An 18,435-nucleotide genomic window follows, 5' to 3' on the forward strand; every position below is an offset into this window, starting at 1 on the left:
ATCGCACCGGGCAACGACCACACTGTGCGACGCCAATTGATGCCGGGGGGAACGACATGGCGGGATTGTTGCGCCGCGCGGCTGCCGTGGCTGCGCCGATCGGGATTGTGTCGATCACGGCTTCGCCGGCAGCGGCCGCCGGCTCGGAGATCAACACGGCCGATACGGCCTGGATGATCGTCGCCACCGCGCTGGTGCTGATGATGACGATCCCGGGGCTTGCGCTGTTCTATTCCGGCATGGTGCGCAAGAAGAACGTGCTCGCCACCATGGCGCAGAGCCTCGCCGCAGTGATGCTGATCTCCATTCTCTGGGTGGCGTTCGGCTATTCGCTGTGCTTCGTCGGCGACGGCCCGTGGATCGGCACGCTCGACCGCTGGTTTCTCACCGGCATGACCATGGACAGCGTCAACCCGGCGGCGAAGACCATCCCGGAATCGCTGTTCATGCTGTACCAGATGACCTTTGCCGTCATTACCGTGGCGCTGGTCGCAGGCTCGGTCGCCGACCGCATGCGGTTCTCCGCCTATCTCCTGTTCGCGGTCGCCTGGTTCATCTTCGTCTACATTCCGCTAGCGCATTGGGTGTGGGGCGGCGGCTTCCTTGCCAGCATGGGCGTTTTGGATTTCGCCGGCGGTCTCGTGGTGCACCTGTCGGCCGGTACCGGCGGCCTCGTTGCGGCCAAGGTGATGGGGCGCCGTCACGGCTACGGCACCGAGAATCTCTCGCCGTTCGATCTCTCGCTCGCGGTGATGGGCACCGGCCTGTTGTGGGTCGGCTGGTTCGGCTTCAACGGCGGCTCGGCGCTGGCGGCCAATTCACGCGCGGTGATGGCGATCATCGCGACCCACCTTGCCGCCTGTGCCGGCGCGCTGACATGGGGCGCGATCGAATGGTCGACGCGGCGCAAGCCCTCCGTGCTCGGCATCATCTCCGGCGCGGTGGCCGGGCTCGGCACCATCACGCCGGCCTCGGGCTTCGTCGCACCCTGGCACGGCATCGTCATCGGCATCGTTGCCGGTGCGGTCTGCTACTGGGCCTGTACCTGGCTGAAGCACCGCTTCGACTATGACGATTCGCTCGACGTATTCGGCGTCCACGGCATCGGCGGCCTGACCGGCACCCTGCTTGCCGGCGTGTTCGCGACCAGCGCCATCGGCGGCACCGCCGGTCTGCTGGAGGGCCATCCTCAGCAGCTTCTGATCCAATTCTACGGGGTCGCCGTCACCTTCGTCTGGTCGGCGGGCGTGAGCTTCATCCTGCTCAAGCTGGTCGGTCTGTTCGTGCCCCTGCGCGTATCCCGTGAGCACGAACTCGAGGGACTGGATATTTCGCAGCACGGTGAAGCCCTGCAATAAGGGTCGACACTACTCAATTACCTTCCTGCTGCCCGACACATGAGCAACATTGTGTCGATAGCCTGTCGTGCCCTTGTTTTGAGCAGACATGATCACGTTTTGAGCGCGACGTAATAGCGCACCGCACCACAATACCCGTCAAACGCGAAAACGCCCGTTTTCATAATCCGTTAGGCAACACGTCCGATCTGGCACGGCATTTGATTCTAGGGTCCCGGCTGTGCCCGCGTGTGAAACTTCTCCCTCGTGGCGAACCAGTCGAGAAACGCCCGGCCACGTCCGGACCGGGCCCAAGCGGGGATAGGACCCATGAAAATTGTTATGGCGATTATTAAGCCATTCAAGCTGGAAGAAGTCCGTGACGCCCTGACCGCCATCGGCGTTCACGGTCTCACGGTGACGGAAGTCAAGGGGTATGGCCGCCAGAAGGGCCATACGGAAATCTATCGCGGCGCCGAATATGCCGTGAGCTTCCTGCCCAAGATCAAGATCGAGGTCGCTGTCGCCTCCGACCAGGTCGACAAGACCATCGACGCCATCACGTCCGCCGCGAAAACCGGACAGATCGGCGACGGCAAGATCTTCGTCATCAACCTCGACCATGCGGTGCGCATCCGCACCGGCGAGGCCGATGCCGCGGCCCTTTGATTTCGCGCTCAACCTTACCAATCAGGAGTAAATAATATGACGTTCAAGCGTCCCTATGGCGCGGGATTGGCGGCTCTCGCAGTCGGCCTGTTCGCTGCGACCGCGGCCTACGCCGAGCCAACGGTCAACAAGGGAGACAACGCCTGGATGATGACATCGACAGTGCTCGTGCTGTTGATGACGATCCCCGGCCTCGCGCTGTTCTACGGCGGTCTCGTCCGTTCCAAGAACATGCTCTCTGTCCTGATGCAGGTGTTCTACACCGTCTGCGTCGTCACCGTGATCTGGGCCGTCTACGGCTACAGCCTCGCCTTCACCGGCGGCTCCGACTTCATCGGCGGCTTCTCCAAGGCCTTCATGATGGGCGTCACCACCGATTCGAAGGCCGCGACCTTCTCGGTCGACGCCAACATCTCGGAGCTCATCTATATGTGCTTCCAGATGACCTTCGCGGCGATCACACCCGCACTCATCGTCGGCGCCTTCGCCGAGCGCATGAAGTTCTCGGCGATCGCCCTGTTCATCCCGCTCTGGGTCACGCTGATCTACTTCCCGATCGCTCACATGGTCTGGTACTGGCCGGGCCCGGACGCGATTCAGGATGCGGCCAAGGCGCTTGCCGATGCCACTGACGCGGCGGCGAAGACCGCGGCGCAGGCCAAGCTCGACGAGCTCAACGCCGACGCCGGCTGGATTTTCAAGATGGGTGCGATCGACTTCGCGGGTGGCACCGTGGTGCACATCAACGCCGGCATCGCAGGCCTCGTCGGCGCTCTCCTGATCGGCAAGCGCGTCGGTTACGGCAAGGAGCTGATGGCTCCGCACTCGCTGACCATGTCGATGATCGGCGCCTCGCTGCTCTGGGTCGGCTGGTTCGGCTTCAACGCCGGCTCCAACCTGGAAGCCAATGGCGGCGCTGCGCTCGCCATGACCAACTCCTTCGTCGCCACCGCAGCCGCCGCGCTGTCGTGGATGTTCGCGGAGTGGATCATCAAGGGTCATCCCTCCGTGCTCGGCGTCATCTCCGGTGCCGTCGCGGGTCTCGTGGCCGTCACGCCTGCCGCCGGCTTCTCCGGCGTGATGGGCGCGATCGTCCTCGGCCTCGTCGTTGGCGTGGTCTGCCTGTTCTTCTGCACCGTCGTGAAGAACGCGCTCGGCTACGATGACTCGCTCGACGTGTTCGGCGTGCACTGCATCGGCGGCATCGTCGGCGCCATCGGCACCGGCATTCTCGTCAACCCCGCGCTCGGCGGCGCCGGCATCGTCGACTACACGGCCATCCCGCCGAAGGTTGCCGATTACGACTTCGCCACGCAGATCCTCGCCCAGATCAAGGCCGTCTGCACCACGCTGGTGTGGTCGGGCGTCGGTTCGGCGATCCTCTACAAGGTCGTCGATGTGATCGTTGGCCTCCGTGCCAATGTCGAGAGCGAGCGTGAAGGCCTCGACATCACCGAGCACACCGAGCGCGCCTACAACATGTAAGTCTCCTCCCGGACGGGATCTCCCCGGAGACCCCGTCCACAACTCCGGTTCGGGCACATACCCGGCAATGCCCCGACCGTTGAGGGGCTCCAGCGCAAGCTGGAGCCCCTTTCTTTTTGGCGCGCCGCATCGTCGCAGCGGCTGGGCCTGCATAAGACCCAAATTGCATTGTCCCGAGACTGGTGAATATCATGCTCCCGCCGGAGCACGGTTTCATGCGCCTGTTGCGTTACATGACCTTGTGTTTGCTGTCGCTCGCCTTGTCTGCCCTCGACGCCAAGGCTGACAAGCGCGTCGCGCTGGTAATCGGCAACGGTGCCTACCGGAACGTTCCCACCCTTGCGAATCCGACCAATGATGCGGCCGACGTCGGCGCGGCCCTGAAGCGATCGGGATTCGAACCTCTGGTCGTGACCGATCTCGATCAAGCCGCCATGCAAGAGACCGTTCTTCGGTTTGCGCGCGCGGCTCGCGGCGCCGACGTGGCCCTGTTCTATTACAGCGGACACGCGCTTCAATTCGCAGGCGTCAACTATCTGGTGCCCATCGATGCTGTCGTGCGCGACGAGGTCGATCTGCGGCGCCTGGTGCGCGCCGACGAGATCCTGGCGGATCTGCAACAGGCCAAGAACCTGCGCATCCTCGTGCTCGACGCCTGCCGCGACAATCCATTCGCTGACGAGCTTCGGCGCAACATCGGACAGGGTCGCGGCGTGGCCATCGGCCGCGGGCTGGCCAAGATGGAGAGCCCGGAAGGCACCATCATCTCCTATGCGACCCAGGCCGGTCGCACAGCCGACGACGGCAATGGCCGCAACAGTCCCTATACCGGTGCGTTCCTTGAGCACATCGGCGACAAGGACCACATCAACACAGTGTTCCAGACGATCGGCGCCGACGTCTATCAGCGCACCAGGGGATCACAGGTCCCGGAGCTGTCACTGTCGTTCTTCGGCGAGTTTTACCTCAATGGCAAGGCCGAAACCGCAGCGCTGACACCAGCGTCACCCCGGACTGACCCTTGTACAGAGGCCGCCGACCATTGGCGCGGCGCGGACGCGCTCGGCACCGTCACGGCATTCAGGGATCATCTGCTTCGCTTCCCGTCCTGCGCCTTCGCAGACCTCGCGAAATACCGCATCGAGCTGTTGTCGAGACCCATCGAAAGCGCGAAGCGCCCGACGACTTTCGACGGGGCCTGGATCGCCAACGAAAGTTGCGAAAGCAAGCCGCCTTTTCCGGAATCGCATCGCCAATATGTGTTTCGCATCAAGGACGGAGTGTTGCACACCGTGTTAGGGGATGCAGGCAAGCCCGGCTCTGTGATCTATGACGGCAAGATCGAACCGGACGGCAGCAGTACCATCTCCGTCAACGGTATCATTGGCGACAAGGATCCGCTGAACCGCGCTCGCGGATCGTCCTATCAGTACAAGATCGTGATCGAACTGAAGGATTCCAAAGGGGCAGGCGTCCGCACTGAAACCTATTGGCCGTGTCGCTACGGCTTTTCGAAGGTATCAGCGCCGAGCGCAGAAGCCGATCGGAGGCAGCCCGACCCGAAGCGCGCCGCAAAGCGCAATGACAATGCGGCTGCTGCACCTTCCGATCGGCGCGGGGGCGGACAGGCTACGCCGGGCGGCAACGTGATGAGTTGCTCCATCATGCGCAGAAATTGCGCGGTGGCTTGCGTCAACTTTGGCGGTCAGCCGAATTGCGGCTCAACATTTTGCGTGCGACAGGAAGCGGAATGCATGAGCAGCGGATGCTGGAGAAGTCGAGCTTTCAACGGCTGCGGCCTCGCCAAGCGATAGGCGCAAGGCAATATTCATGGCCTGAACATCGATCGCGCCGCATTCTTTTTGGCAGGCGCGCAAAAGAAAACGATTGCCATTCCGCGCAGCCGGCGCAGAAATATCGACCTACAAAGATAACAATCGGGAGGTCGTCATGCGTTTGGAAGGCGGATGCTATTGCGGCGAGGTGCGCTACGTGGCCGAAGGCGATCCGATGATGCAGGCTCAATGTCACTGCCGCGAGTGCCAGTACATCTCGGGCGGAGCGCCCAACACCTTCATAGCGATGCCGGCGGCCGGCTTCACCTACATCACCGGGCAACCGAAGCAATTCACGCGCAAGGACCTCGAACGCGCCGTCACGCGCGAATTTTGCGCCGAATGCGGCACGCATCTGGTGACCAAGGTTCCAGGACTGCCGGCGGCTGTCGTGAAGGTCGGCACGCTGGACGAGCCGGAGCAGTTCCAGCCCCAGATGGCGATCTACACCTGCGACATGCAGGAGTTCCATGCGATTCCCGCGGGCTTGAAGACGTTCGAGAAGCTACCGGGGCGCTGACGAGCGAATCGAGCCAAGAGAGCGGTGCGCTCCCTCTTCCGCAAGCAAGCGGAAGGGGTTGGCGCGGCCATGCATCCCAACGCCATCCGGCCTCGATATTCCCGCTCTGGACGCGGGCGGCGGCCGATGGTTAATCGCGTCTTAACCTCGCCCTATCTATGGTGAACTGAACCGCTTCCCGCCGGCGCTTTCGCGCGACCGGCTGTTCCAAGAGTGCTGGCGCCCAGAATGGCTATGACCGCTTCATCCCGTGCGCCGCAGGCCGGTGGAAGCTCCGACACCGACCGCTCGCCCTTCATCCGGCTGAACGAGCTGCTGGCACCGCATCAGCCCGGTAAGCCCTTGATCACGCTTGCAGTCGGCGAGCCCCAGCATCCGGTGCCCGACTTCGTCGGCCCGGTGCTGGCGAAGCACATCGCCGATTTCGGGCGCTACCCGCTCGGCAAGGGCATCGAGCCGTTCCGCAAGGCCGCCGGCGCCTGGCTGTCGTCGCGGTTCAAGCTGCCGCGGTCGCTCGATCCCGAGAGCGAGATTCTCGTGCTCAATGGCAGCCGCGAAGGGCTGTTCTTCGCTGCGATTACCGCGGCGCGCTATGTCGGGCCGCGTCCCGGCAAGCCTGCGATCCTGATGCCGAACCCGTTCTATCCCGTCTATGGCGCCGGCGCCCGTGCAGCGGCTTGCGAGCCGGTCTATCTGTCGACCACCGTCGAGAACGGCTTCCTGCCCGATCTCGATGCCATCGACGAGGCTACACTGGCGCGCACGGTGGCTTTCTACCTGGCTTCGCCGGCCAATCCGCAGGGCTCGGTCGCCTCGCCCGACTATTTCAAACGATTGAAGCAACTCGCCGACCGCTACGGCTTCGTGATCCTCAGCGACGAGTGCTATTCCGAGATCTACACCCGCGAGGCTCCTGGCAGTGCACTGGAATGCGCTGGCCCCGATTTCACCCGCGTGGTCGCGTTCCAGTCGCTGTCGAAGCGTTCCAACCTGCCGGGCATGCGCGTCGGCTTCGCCGCCGGCGACAGGAAGTTCATCGGCATGTTCCTGGAGTTGCGCAACGTTGCGGCGCCCCAGGTGCCCGTGCCGCTCCAGCATGTCGCGACCGTCGCCTATGGCGACGAAGCGCATGTCGAGGAGAACCGCAGGCTCTATCGGATCAAGTTCGATCTCGCCGACCAGATCATCGGCAATCGTTACGGCTATCGCCGGCCCGATGCCGGCTTCTGCGTCTGGCTCAACACGTCCGCCCTCGGCGACGACGTGTCGGTGACGCTGAGACTCTTCAAGGAGGCAGGCGTGCGCGTGGTGCCCGGCAGCTATCTGGCCCGGCTTCAGCCCGACGGCTTCAATCCCGGTGCGGGCTATATTCGCCTCGCGCTGGTGCAGGATGGAGAGACCACGGCGCAGGCACTGCACCGCCTGGTCGAGACTCTGGGTTAGGCGGGCCCATGAGCATGTCGGCAATCGAGCGTGTCATTCCACTGGTCGGCCATCTGCCGCCACCGATCCGTGAGGGTCTGGCGCGGCGCATGCGCGAGCTTACCGGTCTCGGCCTGATCGCGTTGGCGGGGGTCGCCTCCGCCGCGCTGATGACGTGGTCGGTGCAGGATCCCAGCCTCAGCCACGCCACCTCGCGTCCGATCCGCAACATTCTCGGCTATGCCGGCGCGATCGGCGCCGACCTCGCGATGCAGATCCTCGGGCTCGGCGCGATCATGCTGGTCCTGACGGTTGCGGTCTGGGGCTGGCGCATGATGACGCATCGCCCGTTCGACCGCGAGGCGCTGCGGCTCGGCTCCTGGATTCTCTGCACGGTGATCGCGGCGGGCTTCGTCAGCTGCTGGCCACATGGCGGCGCATGGCCGCTGCCGACCGGCCTCGGCGGCGTGGTCGGCGACGCCCTGGTACGCGCGCCGGCGGTGATTTTCGGACCGGCCGGCACGGTCTATCGCATCGTGCTGGGCACGATCCTGTTCGCCGCGATGACCGTGACCTTCCTGATCGCCTGCGGCCTTGGCGCGCGCGAGCAGGACGACGAACTCGCGGAGATCGAGGATGACGACAAGCCGCTCGACGAAGACGAGGAGAGCGATCGCGGCTCGGTATCGCTGGGCTGGCTGTTCCACGCGCTGATGAGCACCAAGGCGCGGCTGATCTGGCTGCTTGGCGCCGCTTACCGCTCGCTGGTCTCGAGTGGACCGAAGACCAAGGCCACCCAGTTCAGCCGTCAGGAGCCGAATCTGGGCGGCGGCCGCGCCGCGCCCTCGATCTCGCCGCAGACCGAGGACGAGGATTGCGAGGACGCGCACGACGAAGAGGAAGACGAGGAGGAGGAAGAGGAGCAGCCCACTGCGCGCGCCCCGCGCAAGAAGGCCGCACCCAAGGCCACGGCCAGGAAATCCTCCGACAAGTTCGACCTTCCGTCCGTCTCGATGCTGGCGGCGCCGAAGGCCGGCGATCGTCAGCCGCTCAGCAAGGCCGAGCTGGAGAACAATTCCCGTTCGCTCGAAGGCGTGCTGCAGGATTTCGGCGTGCGCGGCGAGATCGTGAAGGCCAATCCGGGTCCGGTGGTCACGCTGTACGAGCTCGAGCCGGCGCCCGGCATCAAGTCCTCGCGCGTGATCGGACTTGCCGACGACATCGCCCGCTCGATGAGCGCGCTATCGGCGCGCGTCGCGGTCGTGCCGGGCCGCAACGCGATCGGCATCGAGCTGCCGAACGCGCATCGCGAGAAGGTCTACTTGCGCGAATTACTGGTGGCGAAGGAGGCGACCGACACGGTGGCAAAGCTGCCGCTGTGCCTCGGCAAGACCATCGGCGGCGATCCTGTCATCATCGATCTCGCCCGCACGCCGCACATGCTGATCGCCGGTACCACCGGCTCGGGCAAGTCGGTCGCGATCAACACCATGATTCTCAGTCTGGTCTACCGGCTGCGCCCGGACCAGTGCCGGCTCATCATGGTCGATCCGAAGATGCTCGAACTCTCCGTCTATGACGGCATTCCCCATCTGCTCACCCCCGTCGTCACCGACCCGAAGAAGGCGGTGGTCGCGCTGAAATGGGCCGTGCGCGAGATGGAGGAGCGCTACAAGAACATGGCCAAGCTCGGTGTGCGCAACATCGACGGCTACAATACGCGCCTGCTCGAACTGAAGGCCAAGGGCGAGGAGCCGACGCGCACGGTGCATACCGGCTTCGACAAGGAAACCGGCAAGGCGATCTACGAGGAAGAGAAGCTCTCGCTCGACCCGCTGCCCTACATCGTCATCATCGTCGACGAAATGGCCGACCTGATGATGGTCGCCGGCAAGGACATCGAAGGCGCGGTGCAACGTCTCGCGCAGATGGCGCGCGCCGCCGGCCTGCACGTGATCCTCGCCACGCAGCGTCCGTCGGTCGACGTCATCACCGGCACAATCAAGGCGAACTTCCCGACCCGCATCGCCTTCCAGGTCACCTCCAAGATCGACAGCCGCACCATTTTGGGCGAGATGGGCGCCGAGCAGCTGCTCGGTCAGGGCGACATGCTCTACATGGCCGGCGGCGGCCGCATCAGCCGCGTGCATGGACCGTTCGCCTCCGACGAGGAAGTCGAGAAGGTGGTGCGTCACCTCAAGACGCAGGGACAGCCGGAATATCTCGAAGCCGTCACCGCCGAAGAGCCGACCGAGGACGAGGACGGCGCCGTGTTCGACGCCACCGGCATGGGCGGGGATGGCGGCGGCGATCTGTTCCAGCAGGCGGTTGCGATCGTCAAACGCGATCGCAAGGCCTCGACCAGCTACATCCAGCGCCGCCTGCAAATCGGCTATAACCGCGCCGCATCGCTGATGGAGCGTATGGAACTGGAGGGCATCGTCGGTCCCGCCAATCACGCCGGCAAGCGCGAGATTCTGGTCGAGGAAGAAGACAGCCATATGTGAGGCGAGGGGCCTCGCGACATCATTTCACGCAAAATCGATATCTGCTTTTGCCCGAAATCACGCTAAAAAGGCGCCAGCCACGTTAGGACGACGCGTTGATCAGACATCCGGACATTCGATTCGCTACCACCATCGCTGCGCGAAGCATGCGCATGGCCGGCGTGCTTCTCGTCACCGCCGCGATGGTGACCGCTGCGTCGCTCGCGCAGACCGTGCCCGTGCCGAAGCCTGCACCGAAGGGCCGCGGCGATGGCGGGCCGGCCGGCAGTGGGCCCGCTGTCACCGGCGCGACCCAGACTCCGCCTAATCCAGTCATCCCGGATCCGCGCCGCAACGTGCCGAGCAGCATCTTCCAGACCTTCGATGCCAACCAGAAGGCGCAGGCCGCCAAGGTTAGTGCCTATCTGTCGTCGCTTCAAACCCTGGTCGGGAATTTCGTCCAGGTCGGGCCCGACGGCAGCAAGACGCAGGGCGATTTCTACATCCAGAAACCGGGCAAGGTGCGCTTCGAATATGACGCGCCGAGCCCGATCGACATCGTCGCCGACGGATCGTCACTGGTGGTGCGCGACCGCAAGCTCGCGACCCAGGACGTCTATCCGCTGTCGCAGACGCCGCTGCGCTTCCTGCTGTCCGACCGCATCGACCTGATGAAGGACACCAACGTCGTCAACGTCTCGGCCGATGACGTCTACGTCAGCGTCATGATCGAGGAGAAGCAGGCGCTGGTCGGCACCAGCCGCCTCCTGCTGATGTTCGGCGCCAAGGATGGCCAGCTCAAGCAGTGGACCGTGACCGATCCGCAGGGATACGACACCACGATTGCGGTCTACAATCTGGATTCGAGCAAGAAGCTCGACCCCAACATGTTCAAGATCGATTTCACCAATTACGGCCCGTCGCCGGGCTGAGCTCCCGTGTCCCGAACGGGCGAAGCGGAGCGCAGAGCCGGGATCCAGAACGCCGCAAAATGGGCCCCGGCTCTGTAGCGCGTCACTTCGTGCCGCGCAGCGTCCGCGGCGCGCGATCGAAGCGACCGTTCGCGTCCAGCCTCCAAAAGACGGTGGGCACGGTGCTTTGCGCCTTTGCCCACCCTGCGAGGACTTGCTAAGACGCATCCTCCATGCGTCTTTCCCTGACAACCTGGAACATCAATTCGGTGCGCCTGCGCATCGATCTGGTCGCGAAATTCTTGAAGAGCGCGCGGCCGGAGGTGCTGTGCCTGCAGGAGACCAAATGCATCGACGATGCCTTTCCGCTGAAGCGCTTCAAGCGGCTCGGCTATGAGCACGTCGCGCTGAACGGGCAGAAGGGCTACCATGGCGTCGCCATCGTCTCGAAGATTCCGTTCGAGTCGAAGGACATCCGCACCTTCTGCGACAAGGTGGATTCGCGCCACATCTCGGTGTCCTTCGGCGAAAAGGCGGGCATCGCAAAGCCGCTGGTGCTGCATAATTTCTACGTGCCCGCCGGCGGCGACATTCCCGATCCCGCGCTGAACGAGAAGTTTGATCACAAGCTTCGCTTCCTCGACGAGATGAAGGCGTGCGAGCCGCTGCATCCGCGAGGGCAAGACCGCCACATCCTGGTCGGTGATCTCAACGTCGCCCCGCACGAGAACGACGTCTGGTCGCACAAGCAGTTGCTGAAAGTTGTCTCGCATACGCCCGTCGAAACCGAGAAGCTGAAGGCGGCACTCGCCGCCGGTGAATGGGTCGACGTCGCGCGCGAGCGCATCCCAATGTCGGATAAGGTCTATACGTGGTGGAGCTACCGCTCCGCGGATTGGACCGTCGGCGATCGCGGCCGCAGGCTCGATCACATCTGGGTTTCGCGCGCGCTGAAGGATGCGGTCAGCGATTTCAGCATTCTGCGCGATGCGCGGAGCTGGGAGCGGCCGTCGGACCACGTGCCGGTGACCGTGACGCTGGAGGTTTAAGCCCCGCCGCAGTCCGGAGCGCGACAAAGGCGCGAGCCCGGAATGACGCCTGGAGAGGGCTACGACGTCAGCTTCGCACCGGCCATCAGGATATCGCTGGCGATCTGGCTGGAGCGCACCGCGAATTCGTCGCGGAGGCGAACGGCGGCGGCGGGGTCGCTCTCGAGCACGCGCTGGAACAGGCTGCGTGCGACGCGGATGACGGACGAATGCTCCAGCGCGATCGCACTCGATGGCCGCTTCATCGGCACCACCAGTGCAAGCTCGCCGATCAGCGCGCCGGGGCCGGCGATCATTTCGGCGCCAGCGCCGTCCTCGACCCTGAACGCGCCTCGCTGGACCACGTAGCCGGCGTCGGCGTCATCGCCCAGATTGAACAGGACGTCGCCGCGGACGAAGTCACGCTGCTCGGAACCGATCGCCAGCATGCGCAACGAGGCGTCTCCCAACAGGCGCAATGTCGGGACACGCTCGAGAAGCGCTACGTCGTCGTCGATTGACATTCCGGTCCGTGGCTCGAGGAACGCGCCAATTTATGACGAATCGCGCGTTTCCGGAACGTATCACGGCACCAGCTTGTAGCCACCGGCTTCCGTGACCAGGATCTCGGGGTTGGCGGCGTCCTTCTCGATCTTCTGGCGAAGCCGATAGATGTGGGTTTCCAGCGTGTGGGTGGTGACGCCGGAATTGTAGCCCCAGACCTCCTGGAGCAAGGTCTCGCGCGACACCGGCATCTGGCCGGCCCGGTAGAGGAAGCGGAGAATGGCGGTTTCCTTCTCCGTCAGCCGCACCTTGCGCGCATTGGCCGCGGTCAGCATCTTGGAGCCGGGCCGGAAGCTATAGGGCCCGACCGAGAACACCGCGTCCTCGCTGGCCTCGTGCTGGCGCAGCTGGGCGCGGATGCGGGCCAGCAGCACGGCGAAACGGAAGGGCTTTGCGACGTAGTCGTTAGCGCCGGATTCCAGGCCCAGAATCGTATCGGAATCGGTGTCATGCCCGGTCAGCATGATGATCGGGGCCTTGAAGCCACCCTTGCGCAGGGAGCGGACAACTTCGCGGCCATCGGTGTCGGGCAGACCGACGTCCATCAGGACCAGATCGGGTGAATTGGCCTTTGCGGCGCTCGCACCCTTGGCGCCGGTATCGACGGCGGAGGCCTCGAATTCTTCGTGCAGCGATAATTGCTCCACCAACGTGTCGCGCAGATCGGTGTCGTCATCCACGATCAGGATCTTGCGGGCATTGGCCATAGGGTATCATCCTTTTGGGGTCCGGCCCGGCGCGCATGCATGCCGCGCCCAGCCGCGAGGGAAAGTTTAGGGGTCGCCATTATTATTGTTGTTCATGTTGAAGTAGTGGGCTGTTACCGATTCACAAGCCGGAACCACTCTAACCCAGAATAACAGGGCGTTTTGATGAATGTCCTGTAATGAATTCGACATTGCACGTTCACATGAAAAACAACGTCACTTCAACTGATTATACCAGAAACCGAGGCGCCGGGCCGCTGTCTGCGATCCGCGTCAAGCCTGCCGCCGGGAATCGGCGCCGGGGCTGGCTGACGGCCGGAGCGCTGACGATTCCCGTGGCGCTGGGGCGGGGAGGCATCCTCGCCAACAAGCGCGAGGGCGATGGCGGTACGCCAAGGGGCAGCTTCCGTCCCAGGCGGTTGTGGTGGCGGGGTGACCGGCACAGCCGTCCCCGGACGTTCCTACCGACCCGGATGATCACGGACGTAGACGCCTGGTGCGAGGATCCAAGGGACCGTCATTACAACCAGGGAGTCCGGCTCGGCAAGGAGCAGGGCGGTGACCGGCTCAAGCGGGCCGACCATCTCTACGACTTCATCGTCGAGATCGATCACAACACGAGACCACGCATCGCCGGCCGCGGCAGCGCGGTGTTCTTGCACCTCGCCCGCGACAATTTCGGCCCGACCGCGGGCTGCGTCTCCATGACGAAATCTGCGATGCTGCAATTGCTGCGGCGCTTGGGGCCGCGAACGAGAATCATCATCGGGTGAGGGTGCATGCTCGGCAACGATCAGATCGCCGCCGCTTCTCAGGTCCTGGTCAAACACTGGCGCGACGGCACCAAGCTGGACGCGCTGGAGGCACGATTGCGGCCACAAAGTCGCGCCGAGGGCTACGCCGTCCAGGCCGCGCTCGAACGACAAACGAGCGGGACATTGTTCGGCTGGAAGATCGCGGCAACGAGCGAGGCCGGACAGAAGCACATCAATGTCGCAGGCCCCATGGCCGGACGCATCATGAGCGACACCGTGATCGCTGACGGCGGTGCTGCATCGATGAGGGGTAACGAGATGCGCGTCGCCGAGCCGGAATTCGCCTTTCGGATGGGGCGCGATCTGCCGCCGCGAGCGACGCCGTACACCGCTGACGAGATCCTCGCCGCCGTCGAAACCCTGCATCCCGCGATCGAGATTCCCGATTCGCGCTTTGCCGATTTCGCCAGCGCCGGCGAGGCGCAGCTCATCGCGGACGATGCCTGCGCGCATCTGTTCGTGCTGGGCGCAGCGACATCGGCGGACTGGCGCGGGATGGATCTCGTCGCCGAGCGGCCGCAGATCACGCTGCGCGGCGAGCGCTATATCGGCCACGGCAGGAACGTGCTCGGCGATCCCCGCGTTGCGCTCGCCTGGCTTGCCAACGAGCTGCGCGGGCTCGGCATCACGTTGCGGGCAGGGGAGGTCGTGACGACGGGCACATGCCATCCGCCGCTGCCGATCCAGGCCGGCGATCATCTCGCGGTGGATTTTGGTGTGCTGGGGAAGGCGTCGGTACGGTTCGTGTAGGCGCGACACACACCGCCGTCAACGCGAGCGCAGCGAAGCAACGACGAAATCGATGGCGGTTGCTGGGGCGCGTTTCCCGCTAACGGCTCTTACCGATGCCCAAAGATCGCACTTCCCACCCGCACATGGGTGGCGCCCAGCATGATCGCCGTCGCGAAATCGGCGCTCATCCCCATCGAGAGATTCTTCAATCCATTACGCGCGGCGATCTTGGCGGTGAGAGCAAAGTGCGCGGCCGGCGGTTCGTCGGCCGGCGGGATGCACATCAGTCCGGAGATCGTGAGCCCATAGGTGTCGCGGCAGCTCGCGAGGAAGGCATCGGCCTCGCCGGGCGCGACGCCGGCCTTCTGCGGCTCCTCGCCGGTGTTGATCTGGACGAAGAGCTGCGGGTGCTTGTTCTGGGATTCGATTTCCTTGGCTAATGCCTGGCAAATGCTCGGGCGATCGACCGAATGGATGGCGTCGAACAGCGCGACCGCGTCTTTCGCCTTGTTGGATTGCAGCGGCCCGATCAGATGCAGCGCGGTATCGGGGTAAACGGACGTTAACGCCGGCCACTTGCTCTTGGCCTCCTGCACCCGATTCTCGCCGAATACGCGCTGTCCGGCGGCGATGACCGGGATAATTGCATCCGCGGCGAAAGTCTTGGACACCGCGATCAGCGTCACGGAGGCGCGGTCGCGCCGCGCGTCCTTGCAGGCGCGGGCGATTTCGGCTTCGACCGCGGCGAGCGCGTTTAGTGAATGGCCGGTTACCGGCGCGGCGTTGGCTTCTGTCATGACGTCTCTTGGCTGTGATCGTAGCCCGAGTTAAGTCCAATTTTACCGAGTTCAAGAAACAGTTTTTGAACCCTTCGCTTTACCTTAGCCCGCGGGGTGGGTAGCGAAGATGGCAAGCGTCAGTCTCAACCGCAAACGAGCGAAACTCAAGCAGGTTCTCGGAATCCGGGCGAGGCTTGCGTTGCTCGCGGTGATTCTCGTGGCGCCGTTGATGCTCGATCGCATTCGTTCGCTCGAAGACACGCGCACGCGGCAGATCGCGCAGGCCGCGGCTGAATTCACTACGGTGGCAAGGCACAGCGCCGACGCGCAGCGCGAGGTGATCTCGTCGGTCGAGACCATCCTGAAATCGGAGGCCTTCATCCGCGCGTCCGCCGGCGGCATCAGCAAGAGCTGCGACGTGCTGCGCGCAAGCCTTCCGTCGAGCCTTCCCTGGATCCGCACGCTGCTGATAGCCGGCCAGGATGGACGCATCCAATGCGCGACCAACAACATGTATGTCGGCCTCGATCTCAGTGATCGGCCCTACTTCCAGCAGGCACAGCAAACCGGCCGCTTCGTTCTCAGTGATTTCATCCTGTCGCGGCCAGTGCCGTCGCCGACGGTGATGGCGGTTTATCCGGTGTCCGCCTTCAGCGGGGTCGCCGATGCCGTCGTGCTCGCCACCGTCAATCTCGACTGGATGTCGAAGGTCATGAGCAATCTGGGCGGCCGTGCCGGCATCACCGCCGTGCTGGTCGACAGCGCGGGCACCGTGCTGGCGGCCCCGGCCGATCAGCGCAGTGCGGTTGGCCGTCCCCTCGACAACATGCCGCTGATGTCCGCGATCGCCGACAAGGCGCTGCGGTCCGACCAGGACGAGGGTTCTCTGTCCTTCCTCGCCGCCGATGGCTCCCGCCGCGCTGTCAGCTACATCCGCATCGCCGGCACCAATGCTCGCCTGATCGCCAGCATCGACGAAGACAAGGTGTCCGCAGCGGTCAGCCGCGACATCCGCACCGCGTATCTCCAGCTCGCTTTCGTCGTCGTGTTCGTCCTGCTCGGCGCGCTGATCGCCGCCGAAAAGCTCGTCATCAAGCCGATCGAGATGCTGGTCGACATGGCCAAGCGTCTCGGCGAGGGCGACCTGTCGGCCCGCGCGGCACGCAATCGGCTGCCGGCCGAGTTCGTGCCTCTGGCCCGCGCGTTCAACGCGATGGCTGCGCAGCTGAGCCAGCGCGAGCGCGAGCTGATTGCGAGCAACGATCGCCTGACGGTGATGGCCTCGATCGACATGCTGTCCGGGCTCGCCAACCGCCGCGGCTTCCAGAGCCGGCTCGACTTCGAATGGATGCGCGCGCAGCAATATGGCAGCGATCTCGCGCTTCTGATGATCGACGTCGACCATTTCAAGCTGTTCAACGACACCTATGGCCATCTCGAGGGCGATTCCTGCCTGACCCGGCTCGGCGAGTCGCTGTCCGGCATCGCCGCCGACACGATGGGCTTTGCGGCACGCTATGGCGGCGAGGAATTTTGCCTGTTGCTGCCGAACACCGACGCGATGCGCGCCGCCGAGATCGGAGAGCAGGTGCGCGCGGCCGTGCTGAAACTCTGCCTGCCGCACATCACCTCGAACCACATGATCGTCACGGTCTCGATCGGGGTTGCCGCGACGAAGCCGAACGAGGCCTTGCGTCCCGGCGACCTGATCGAAGCCGCCGACGCCGCGCTCTATACCGCCAAGCACCGCGGCCGCAACAACGTCGTCGAGCACGGCGTGCAGGCGGTCGAGGTCGGCGCGGCTCACATGATGATGGTGGCCAGCGCCTGAAAGCATGATCCGGAAAAGTGCGCAGCGGTTTTCCCTCGCGACAAGCGCGGAACGCGTTTGCGCGGAGATCATGCTTGAACAACAACCTGAAGCGCGATGACGATTCATCCTAATCGCATCGCGCTTTAGCCGGCGGCTCCGGCCCGCTCGAGCTCGACCTCCGTCACCACGCGATTGCGCCCGCCGCCCTTGGCGAGATAGAGCGCGCGGTCGCAACGCTCGATCAGGTCGGTGATAGCTTCGCCGGTCCGGTACTGCGCCACGCCGATCGACACGCTGATGTTGGGCAGGATCTCGCCGGTCGAGCGACGCGTGATCGTGCATTCGGCGATCGCGCGCCTGATGCGCTCGGCGATCTCGGCACAGGCGCCAAGGTCGGCGTCCGGCAGCACCGCAATCAGCTCCTCGCCGCCATAGCGGGCCGGCAGACCCTGCTCGCGAACCTTTTCGCGCAGCACCTTCGCCATCAGGCGCAGCACCTGATCGCCGACGCCGTGGCCGAAATTGTCGTTGAAGGCTTTGAAGTGGTCGATATCGAGCATCAGCACGCTGAGCGGCTCGCCCCATTCCGCAGTCGTCTGCGCCTTGCGCAGGAATTCGTCGAGCGCCCTCCGGTTCGCCAGCCCCGTCAGCATGTCGGTCCGGGCGCGCTGCTCGGACCTCGACAGCGAATCGCGGATCACGTCGAGCTCGCGGGTCTTCTCCGCAAAGCCTGCCTCCAGCCGCGTCGCCCTTGTGGCGGCCCGCGCCAGCTCGTTCATGAGCTGGGCGACCAGCAGTTTTGGATCGACGCCGGCCCTGCCCTGGTCCGCCACCTGGCTGATGACCTGCATCTGCGAATGATTGTCGGCGATCGCGGTCGCCAGAAACTCCTTCGCGACCCCCATGAGCGCCTGCAACCGCTCGGACGTGTCGACCACGGCGGCACCCACCTGCGGCGCGACGTAGGTTTCGAACAGATCCTGATTGGTTCGGGCATCGAAGGGGCGATTGTGGTCGATGAGGAGATCGATCGCGTTGCGCAGATCGTCATGGCTGCCTGCGAAATACTGGAACCAGACCGCAAAATTGGCCGGAGTCGGCGCAATCCGCTGCTCGGCCATGCTCCGCATCGCCCGTCCGGCGATGGACGCGGCATAGTCGTAATCGGTATCGTCAAAGCCGGAATGCATCTGCGGTAACGCGGTCCTGTCGGGCCGCAAATTGGCATCGACCCCTTAATCCCACCCCAACGTGGGCCCTCGTAGTTATGCGGAGGCGCGGTCGAAGTTCCAGAAGGCGGGCAACCCATTGACCCCCTGAGGTCTTCTATGG

16 protein-coding genes are annotated in these 18,435 nt (G+C 64.2%); 12 read left to right on the forward strand and 4 right to left on the reverse strand.

Annotated features, from left to right (window positions below; genetic code table 11):
* Positions 1-56 precede the first annotated feature (56 nt).
* From XH87_RS14895 to XH87_RS14935, 9 genes are all read left to right on the forward strand, one after another.
* Positions 57-1,358 (forward strand): ammonium transporter, encoded by a 1,302-nt coding sequence (locus XH87_RS14895; protein ID WP_271587875.1) that lies wholly within the window; start codon positions 57-59, stop codon positions 1,356-1,358.
* 309 nt (positions 1,359-1,667) lie between these two features.
* A complete protein-coding gene (locus XH87_RS14900) occupies positions 1,668-2,006 on the forward strand; it encodes a P-II family nitrogen regulator (protein WP_008142813.1) in 339 nt (112 codons plus the stop codon).
* A gap of 36 nt (positions 2,007-2,042) precedes the next feature.
* Positions 2,043-3,491 (forward strand): ammonium transporter, encoded by a 1,449-nt coding sequence (locus XH87_RS14905; RefSeq protein ID WP_035703199.1) that lies wholly within the window; start codon positions 2,043-2,045, stop codon positions 3,489-3,491.
* A gap of 191 nt (positions 3,492-3,682) precedes the next feature.
* The gene (locus XH87_RS14910; protein WP_271587989.1) at positions 3,683-5,305 is read left to right on the forward strand and encodes a caspase family protein; all 1,623 of its coding nucleotides are present in this window, start codon (positions 3,683-3,685) and stop codon (positions 5,303-5,305) included.
* A gap of 136 nt (positions 5,306-5,441) precedes the next feature.
* Positions 5,442-5,846, forward strand: a complete 405-nt coding sequence (locus XH87_RS14915) for a GFA family protein (protein WP_271587876.1) — start codon at positions 5,442-5,444, stop codon at positions 5,844-5,846.
* Between the two features lie 228 nt (positions 5,847-6,074).
* Positions 6,075-7,289 (forward strand): aminotransferase class I/II-fold pyridoxal phosphate-dependent enzyme, encoded by a 1,215-nt coding sequence (locus tag XH87_RS14920; RefSeq protein WP_271587877.1) that lies wholly within the window; start codon positions 6,075-6,077, stop codon positions 7,287-7,289.
* An 8-nt stretch (positions 7,290-7,297) separates the two neighbouring features.
* Positions 7,298-9,775 carry a DNA translocase FtsK gene (locus XH87_RS14925; RefSeq protein ID WP_271587878.1) on the forward strand — a complete coding sequence of 826 codons (2,478 nt, stop codon included), beginning with the start codon at positions 7,298-7,300 and terminating at the stop codon, positions 9,773-9,775.
* Between the two features lie 152 nt (positions 9,776-9,927).
* Entirely contained in the window at positions 9,928-10,686 is a 759-nt protein-coding gene (locus XH87_RS14930; protein WP_035703217.1) for an outer membrane lipoprotein carrier protein LolA, read from the forward strand.
* Positions 10,687-10,898: 212 nt separating this feature from the next.
* Positions 10,899-11,714: an exodeoxyribonuclease III gene (locus tag XH87_RS14935; protein WP_271587879.1), complete on the forward strand. Its 816-nt coding sequence runs from the start codon at positions 10,899-10,901 to the stop codon at positions 11,712-11,714.
* A gap of 59 nt (positions 11,715-11,773) precedes the next feature.
* Here the strand turns inward: XH87_RS14935 and XH87_RS14940 are convergent, their stop codons facing one another.
* On the reverse strand, positions 11,774-12,217 hold the full coding sequence (locus XH87_RS14940) for a cyclic nucleotide-binding domain-containing protein (protein WP_035703221.1): 444 nt from the start codon (positions 12,215-12,217) through the stop codon (positions 11,774-11,776).
* Positions 12,218-12,277: 60 nt separating this feature from the next.
* A complete protein-coding gene (locus XH87_RS14945; protein ID WP_008142830.1) occupies positions 12,278-12,964 on the reverse strand; it encodes a response regulator transcription factor in 687 nt (228 codons plus the stop codon).
* Positions 12,965-13,143: 179 nt separating this feature from the next.
* On the opposite strand from XH87_RS14945, the gene XH87_RS14950 reads away from it, so the two are divergent.
* Together XH87_RS14950 and XH87_RS14955 are read left to right on the forward strand one after the other, a co-directional pair.
* Positions 13,144-13,737: a L,D-transpeptidase family protein gene (locus XH87_RS14950; protein ID WP_271587880.1), complete on the forward strand. Its 594-nt coding sequence runs from the start codon at positions 13,144-13,146 to the stop codon at positions 13,735-13,737.
* Positions 13,738-13,743: 6 nt separating this feature from the next.
* On the forward strand, positions 13,744-14,529 hold the full coding sequence (locus tag XH87_RS14955) for a 2-keto-4-pentenoate hydratase (RefSeq protein WP_271587881.1): 786 nt from the start codon (positions 13,744-13,746) through the stop codon (positions 14,527-14,529).
* Positions 14,530-14,618: 89 nt separating this feature from the next.
* On the opposite strand, the gene XH87_RS14960 is transcribed toward XH87_RS14955, so the two are convergent.
* A complete protein-coding gene (locus tag XH87_RS14960; protein WP_271587882.1) occupies positions 14,619-15,308 on the reverse strand; it encodes a YggS family pyridoxal phosphate-dependent enzyme in 690 nt (229 codons plus the stop codon).
* A 109-nt stretch (positions 15,309-15,417) separates the two neighbouring features.
* On the opposite strand from XH87_RS14960, the gene XH87_RS14965 reads away from it, so the two are divergent.
* Positions 15,418-17,121: a diguanylate cyclase domain-containing protein gene (locus XH87_RS14965; RefSeq protein ID WP_271587883.1), complete on the forward strand. Its 1,704-nt coding sequence runs from the start codon at positions 15,418-15,420 to the stop codon at positions 17,119-17,121.
* Between the two features lie 125 nt (positions 17,122-17,246).
* Here the strand turns inward: XH87_RS14965 and XH87_RS14970 are convergent, their stop codons facing one another.
* Positions 17,247-18,293, reverse strand: coding sequence for a GGDEF domain-containing protein (locus tag XH87_RS14970; protein WP_271587884.1), 1,047 nt, complete (start codon positions 18,291-18,293; stop codon positions 17,247-17,249).
* Positions 18,294-18,435 lie beyond the last annotated feature (142 nt).

The sequence above is a fragment of the Bradyrhizobium sp. CCBAU 53415 genome, assembly GCF_028128735.1.
Taxonomy (GTDB): Bacteria; Pseudomonadota; Alphaproteobacteria; order Rhizobiales; family Xanthobacteraceae; genus Bradyrhizobium.